The organism is Sphingobium sp. ba1 (assembly GCF_000743655.1).
Taxonomy (GTDB): domain Bacteria; phylum Pseudomonadota; class Alphaproteobacteria; order Sphingomonadales; family Sphingomonadaceae; genus Sphingobium.
In genome coordinates this window covers 3,207,359-3,212,693 of the sequence record NZ_JPPQ01000069.1, presented here as the reverse complement: position 1 = coordinate 3,212,693, position 5,335 = coordinate 3,207,359, and the positions used below count along the sequence as shown (strand labels likewise).

Here is a 5,335-nt window from a genome sequence, read left to right as displayed (position 1 = left end):
GTAATTGCTCACGGGGTCGGCAATTGGTGGGCTGATCAGGCGACCATGAATCTGCCGTCGACGAGTTCGCGGATGGCTACGAGGGCCGATTTGCCGCTGAGACGAGCGGTTCCGGTGACGGATCGATATCCAGCGTGGATCTGGGCGCCCCAGTCGGACCGGAAGCCGTTGGTGACCTTGCGGAACACGACTGAGGGGCGGATCTCGCGCTCTGATATATTGTTGGTCGCAGGGACGTTGCGGTTGGTGAGGAAGATGAAGAACTTGCTTCGCCAAGCCTTGATTTGTTTGAGCAGAACACGTCCCGCAGGGTGCGCGACAGGCATCTGTACCAGGCGGGTCAGCAGATTGTCGGCCTTCGCAGCGTAGGCGGCCAGCGTTGTGTCCTTCAGGCTGCTTCGTCGCTTGCCGATGCGGATCGCCCAGCGCAGGTGGTCGCGGACTTTGGGGGCGAAGGCGGTATCCCCGCAGTCGATGGCATACTGAACATCGCGCAGGACATGCGCGAGGCAGACCTGATGCTCCTTGCCCAGTTCCTGCTGTCCAGCGTAGCGATCGGAGACCCACACATCAGGTTGGTGGCCGCCCAACACCTCCTCAGCAACACTGCGCGCCCGGCGCGGGGCGATCTTGTGCAGAACCGCGTCTTTCGAGAGGAAGACCCATTGCCAATGGGCAATGCCGTTGGTGCGCGTGGACGTCTCATCGGACGCGATAATCTTTGCCGTGAGCAACTTGTCGGTGATCGCCTTCGTGGCTGCTGTCATTCCGGCCTCCATACGCCTGAACGCGTTGGCGATCGCCCCTTGGGAGATCGTGAGGCCAAACAGCTCCGCAGCAATGCGCGAAAGTCGCTCGAAGCTGACATGGTGGCTGTGATGCAGATAGGCCAGCAGCGAGCGGATGCCGGGGCCAAACGGCGTGCCCGGCTCCATGCCCGCCGGTGCTGCGGCACGGTAGCGACGGCCACATCCCCCGCAGCGCGCACCAAACAATTCGATGCGGGTCACAATCGGACGGATCGGCGGCAGGTCGATATGATCGTAGCGGTGGCGGCAATGCTGGGCCTGCGAGGATATATCGGTCCCGCAATGGCAGCAGCTTGCCGCCATGATGCGTTCGGTTTTGTCCGGCGTCTCGGTCAATGGGCGGTGCTTGCCTTCGCGCGGCGGGCGCTTGCCAGCCTTGGGCTTACCGCCTTTGCCACCGCGCTTGCCAAAGTCGTCCTTCGATGGCGGAATATGCGAATTCCTGGATGTCTTGCGCGGCGTGCCGACCAGGGATTCCAACTCAGAAATCCGCGCTACCAGTCGCTCGATCATCTCGTGCTGCGCGAGCAGCAACTCGTTCTTCTCGGCTTCGGTCAGCACATGAAGCGGCGGCGGTGACATCCGTAGGGTGAATCAGCCAATCGACCTCCGCGCAATACTTTTCTGCCAACCCCGTGAGCAATTACGTTTTCTGCGCCTCTCGCGGGTGTAGGGTCGGTCAAAATTTGTGTAGGGTATGTAGGGTTCGCCCAGTTTGGCGGTGCCATGATGCACTGTCCGCAACCATCTTGGCCATCGTTCCTCTGGATCGTCCCCCTTGCTCAAAATCTGATACATTCCTGCCCCAGATTTTGAGCAGCGGATCGACCATCCCCGCAGCCCTGATGCCCACGATCATGACTTCATATATCCGGCTGGTGCGCGATCGGTCGCCGACGATGAAGTGCGAGATGATTTCCGCCTGATATTTCCACGCACAACCGATACCACTTCATCATCCGGAAGGGGACGATCCCATGGCGATGGTCTTGGTACCAGATGACATCCCACGACGATCCCGGTTCGACGATCATCCCCAGACGATGCCACCGGCACGATCGACATCAACGATATCCGCCCTGATGATCTGCACTCACGATCCCGCCCGCCTATGGTTGGCCACCATTGATCTGCGGCAGGCTTCGCCTCGGACGATCCGCCAGACCATACATCCGCACATCCTCGGCCGTCGCCTTGGTGATCAGCGGCCGATCTGGATTGTCGATGCGGTATGGGTAGGCTGTCGCGGTCGAGATATCGACCCAATCACGGCATGGGAAACCAGCATTGAGATATTGGACACGCGCCCTGATGTGCAGCACCTCGCCGATCCACCGGCCTTCAGACCGATCTTCTCTGATGACATAGTCGCCGAGGCGCAGGTCGTAGAGGTCCATCGTCGCTTCCCCATCGTTGCGGCCGGATTATACCCTGATGCCAGAAATTATCGAAGTAATAGAAGTGCTTGAGCTGAATCGGACTTCGTGAGAATCTGTCTCCCATGGGTAAAATCTGATGGGATATCTCAACCCCACACGATCCCCATATCAATAGACCCGAATTGCATTTTGAGACCCCACCCAGTGTGCAGGTCTAAGATCAAACGAGACAGGAGGCCCTATGCTGATCGGATATGCCCGCGTGAGTTCGACATCGCAGTCGCTGGATATCCAGCACGAGGCATTGGCTGCTGCCGGGGCGGAGAAGGTCTTCAGCGAAAAGGTATCGGGCCGATCGACCATCGATCGCGAGCAACTCGCCATGGCCACGTCCTTCGCCCGAGATGGCGACACCCTGATCGTCACTCGGCTTGATCGTCTTGCGAGGAGTGTCGCGGACCTCCACCGTATCATCGAAACCCTGACGGCCAAGGGGGTCGGCTTCCGTTGCCTCAACCAGCCCGGCGTCGATACCGATACCAGCACTGGACGCTTGATGCTCGCTATGCTCGCCGCCGTGGCCAATTTCGAGGCAGATATCCGGCATGAGCGCCAGATGGAAGGCGTGCGCAAGGCACAAGCTGCCGGGAAATATCGCGGCCGTCCAGCATCGATCGACCCCACCAAGATCAAGGAACTGCGCTCTACCGGTATGGGAGCCGCTGCGATCGCCAAGCAAATGGGTATCGGCCGCGCATCGGTATATCGGGCGCTGGCGGCCTGATCGGCATCCTTCGGGACCCCACCGACATCCCCACACTGCATCGCGACGATCCCGTCACCACGATCGCCATCACCATCCGCGCCCATCATCGAGACCAGCATGACCACCGCACGCTCCAACCATGAACCAGCGTTAGACCCTAATGCTTCCGCCGATGATCAGGACGACAGCGTGGCCGACATCATGCCGGAGATCGATGGGGCCGCAGGCGACGATACGGGGGAGATGATCGTGGTGAACGCTGGTCCCGAAAACTCGACGGATGCGGTCCCTTCGCCCGCTCCAGTTTTCCCAAAAACCACGGAAAACTGCGGACCATCGTCACCCAGACGATCCCGTCCGCATGATGTCTACACAAAGTGTCTACACAATGATGTAGGCCAAAGGGTCGCAAGCCCGCGTAAATCCTCGAAAAATCTGCATTCGAGCGTCTCCACATACGACTAAATTGCTTAGTTTGCAGTCAACCAGAGGAGATACTGGATGGTTACCTGCCGTCCTGCTTTCGATTGAATCTGCGCTGCAACCGGCCAGTGATCCAACCAATCACAATTGCCGCTGACAGCGCAAGAACCCACGATAGCAGCCTTGGAAAGCCCCAACCGCCCGCAATATCGGCAATCGTCAGTCCAACTATCGTAGCAACGATTATGGCGATAATGGAGTAGGTCTCACTGGAATAGCTACGCATTTTCGAAATATGCCAATATCGTTGAATGCAAGCAATGGGTCGCTTTTCCTCAGTCCGCTTCTCCGACTGAAACCGGACGAGCCGTCCTTGCGACGATCGAAGCCGAATGGACCTGCAAATGACGATGGAGAGTGGGTAGCGGAATGTCAGCTTTGGATTTCAATATAGTAAAATATGCCACAAGGTGTGGAAGTCTTAAAACGAGCGATAAAATGAAAAAATCATTCCTATCCTTCGTAATCTTATATGCAGCAGCTCTCTGTTTTGGATTATGGAAATCCTTAACCGCAAAAAGCTATTTTGGTTCGGGATTTTTGTTTAATTTCACAATGCCGTTCGCAAATTTAAATGAATACATACTCGGTTATTGGTTTTCCCTAGATTATTTGGAATTATTCCTTCGCCACAATCATGGTTTTTATTTGGTGGCGGATGCCGCATTATCGTTCATAGAACTTTGCGTCGTTGTCTGTGCAGCATATGCGTTTCTGCAATGGAGAGGCCAGAGGCGCGCCAAACGCGGCTGATTTTGGTCGAACCCTACTATCACACGCCGAGCCACTCCAACCCGCCGGTAAGTTCATCTGCTGAATAGTCAATCTGCAAGACACGCCGATGGCACGTCACGCTCGCCGCCTCCGACGCATGCAGGATTGGCGTTGCATACACCCACACATCGCCAGCCGCGGCGAGGCAGGCGTAAATGCCGCACCGAGCAACGACATCATCATATTCTTCAATCGGCACACGCCCGGCGACATGAGAGCCTAGAGCAATCAACAATGGCGAATTTTCGGCGGGCACATCATCCAGATGAACGCGAAGCGTTACCATCCGAGTCAGCAGTTCAAAAGGAGGCGCGACATGCTGCATTCCGCCTTTGGTCGTCCAAGGGCCATAACCTTCGACATCAATCCGCCGTTTCACACAAATTGTGCGGTCCTGATGCCACGCCAACGACCAGTTCGTTGCTACGGTTTTGTCAAATAGGATCGCGCGGACGGCGCGGCATCGCGTCCCTAGGAATTCTGCTGCGACAGCGCCTATTGCCCCGTCAACAGCCAGAATAGGCCTGAGGGATTCGATGCCGTGGATACGAACGCCAGCCTGCTCAGAGGGAAGTTCACACAACGCCTCGCATATGTCTGGAAGCAACGGTAAAACGGCCGCGCGAACGCGCTGGGCACCATCTTTAGCGAGGGTAAGCTGGTCGATGTCCACTGTTTGCTTCATCGGACCATGTAATGCTCTGCCCCGCGCCGGGGCAATGTCTCGTTTCGGATCGCGTTTACGACGGGGCAAACGGCAACAAATGGTCGTGTGCCGCCGAGCAGCTTGCCACAAACGGCTTCATTCTTTTGCTCGGTGGCGTCCAAGAACGAAGAGGCTCCCCGCAATAAGCGGTGTTCCATATGCGAGCGAGAAAAGCACGACCCAGTCGATCAGATCGGCACCCGTGCCCGACACTACCGGGGGCCACATCGGAATTGATCCTGACCACAGCGCACCAAGGATCATTCCCGGCAGTATGATGACGGCCCAAAATAGGCCGAGTATTTTTGCAGCCAGCTTCATGGACAGCAGTGTCATGTCTGCTTTGAGGAATTGCAAGCAGGACCGACAGTGACCGAGTTTGGTCGATTGCGCGGAGTCCGCTTTCGGGCGGGACGCA

At 57.1% G+C, this 5,335-nt stretch carries 7 protein-coding genes; 3 read left to right on the top strand and 4 right to left on the bottom strand.

What is annotated here, in order from left to right; genetic code table 11:
* Nucleotides 1-35 precede the first annotated feature (35 nt).
* Together tnpC and IL54_RS18835 are read right to left on the bottom strand one after the other, a co-directional pair.
* Nucleotides 36-1,391 carry an IS66 family transposase gene (tnpC, locus tag IL54_RS18840; protein WP_037477692.1) on the bottom strand — a complete coding sequence of 452 codons (1,356 nt, stop codon included), beginning with the start codon at nucleotides 1,389-1,391 and terminating at the stop codon, nucleotides 36-38.
* A 527-nt stretch (nucleotides 1,392-1,918) separates the two neighbouring features.
* The gene (locus IL54_RS18835; RefSeq protein WP_037477690.1) at nucleotides 1,919-2,206 is read right to left on the bottom strand and encodes a hypothetical protein; all 288 of its coding nucleotides are present in this window, start codon (nucleotides 2,204-2,206) and stop codon (nucleotides 1,919-1,921) included.
* Nucleotides 2,207-2,429: 223 nt separating this feature from the next.
* On the opposite strand from IL54_RS18835, the gene IL54_RS18830 reads away from it, so the two are divergent.
* The 3 genes from IL54_RS18830 (at nucleotide 2,430) to IL54_RS24365 (ending at nucleotide 4,190) form a co-directional block, all read left to right on the top strand.
* Complete coding sequence (locus IL54_RS18830; RefSeq protein WP_037477688.1) at nucleotides 2,430-2,972, top strand: recombinase family protein; 543 nt, start codon at nucleotides 2,430-2,432, stop codon at nucleotides 2,970-2,972.
* Between the two features lie 99 nt (nucleotides 2,973-3,071).
* Entirely contained in the window at nucleotides 3,072-3,419 is a 348-nt protein-coding gene (locus IL54_RS24370; RefSeq protein WP_156106259.1) for a hypothetical protein, read from the top strand.
* A 456-nt stretch (nucleotides 3,420-3,875) separates the two neighbouring features.
* Nucleotides 3,876-4,190: a hypothetical protein gene (locus IL54_RS24365; protein ID WP_156106258.1), complete on the top strand. Its 315-nt coding sequence runs from the start codon at nucleotides 3,876-3,878 to the stop codon at nucleotides 4,188-4,190.
* Nucleotides 4,191-4,209: 19 nt separating this feature from the next.
* On the opposite strand, the gene IL54_RS18820 is transcribed toward IL54_RS24365, so the two are convergent.
* Both IL54_RS18820 and IL54_RS18815 read right to left on the bottom strand, forming a co-directional pair.
* A complete protein-coding gene (locus tag IL54_RS18820) occupies nucleotides 4,210-4,896 on the bottom strand; it encodes a phytanoyl-CoA dioxygenase family protein (protein ID WP_037477684.1) in 687 nt (228 codons plus the stop codon).
* Between the two features lie 117 nt (nucleotides 4,897-5,013).
* On the bottom strand, nucleotides 5,014-5,335 hold a 322-nt coding region (locus IL54_RS18815; RefSeq protein WP_237748935.1), incomplete at its 5' end, for a hypothetical protein.

Bases quoted from the DNA above. Each gene is read 5' to 3' on its own strand.
- IL54_RS24370 (WP_156106259.1), top strand. From the start codon at position 3,072: ATGACCACCGCACGCTCCAACCATGAACCAGCGTTAGACCCTAATGCT.
- IL54_RS18835 (WP_037477690.1), bottom strand. From the start codon at position 2,206: ATGGACCTCTACGACCTGCGCCTCGGCGACTATGTCATCAGAGAAGAT.
- tnpC (WP_037477692.1), bottom strand. From the start codon at position 1,391: ATGTCACCGCCGCCGCTTCATGTGCTGACCGAAGCCGAGAAGAACGAG.
- IL54_RS18820 (WP_037477684.1), bottom strand. From the start codon at position 4,896: ATGAAGCAAACAGTGGACATCGACCAGCTTACCCTCGCTAAAGATGGT.
- IL54_RS18830 (WP_037477688.1), top strand. From the start codon at position 2,430: ATGCTGATCGGATATGCCCGCGTGAGTTCGACATCGCAGTCGCTGGAT.
- IL54_RS24365 (WP_156106258.1), top strand. From the start codon at position 3,876: ATGAAAAAATCATTCCTATCCTTCGTAATCTTATATGCAGCAGCTCTC.